1 protein-coding gene is annotated in these 830 nt (G+C 62.3%); it reads left to right on the top strand.

Going from position 1 to position 830, the window contains the following annotated elements:
- Positions 1 to 73 precede the first annotated feature (73 nt).
- Positions 74 to 830: AMP-binding protein (locus IEY93_RS30670; RefSeq protein ID WP_308425763.1), on the top strand; the 757-nt coding region annotated here is incomplete at its 3' end.

Genomic DNA, 830 nt, shown 5'->3' on the forward strand with positions numbered 1-830 from the left:
GCCGGTGGGGGTGTCGGGGGGTGATTTGGCGTATGTGATTTTCACGTCGGGTTCGACGGGTGAGCCGAAGGGTGTGGAGGTGTGTCATGGGTCGGCGTTGAACACGGTGGTGGAGGTGTGTGGGCGGTTTGGTGTGGGGTCGGGGGATCGGGTGTTGGCGGTGTCGGCGTTGGATTTTGATTTGTCGGTTTTTGATTTGTTCGGTGTGTTGGGGGTTGGTGGGGCGGTTGTTTTGGTGGGTGAGGGGGAGCGGCGGGATGCGCAGGCGTGGGGGCGTTTGTGTGTTGAGCATGGTGTGACGGTGTGGAATAGCGTTCCGACGTTGTTGGAGATGTTGTTGGTGGCGGTGCCGGAGGTTGTGGGGGGTTTGCGGTTGGTGTTGGTGTCGGGGGATTGGGTGGGTTTGGAGTTGCCGGGGCGGGTGGCGGGGTTGAGTGGTGGTCGGTGTTGTTTGGTGGCGTTGGGTGGGGCGACGGAGGCGTCTATTTGGTCGAATGCGTTTGTGGTGGACGGGGTGGGGGCTGGTTGGGTTTCGGTGCCGTATGGGTTTCCGTTGGCTAATCAGTGTTTTCGGGTGGTGGATGGTCGGGGGCGTGATTGTCCGGATTGGGTGGCGGGGGAGTTGTGGATCGGTGGGGTGGGGGTTGCCGCGGGTTATCGGGGTGATGTGGAGGCGACGGCGGCGAAGTTCGTGGAGTGGGGTGGTGGGCGGTGGTATCGGACGGGTGATGTGGGGCGGTATTGGCCTGATGGGACGTTGGAGTTTTTGGGGCGTGTCGATCATCAGGTGAAGGTGTCGGGTCATCGGGTGGAGTTGGGGGAGGTGGAGG

This window comes from Sphaerisporangium melleum, assembly GCF_014646695.1.
GTDB lineage: Bacteria > Actinomycetota > Actinomycetes > Streptosporangiales > Streptosporangiaceae > Sphaerisporangium > Sphaerisporangium melleum.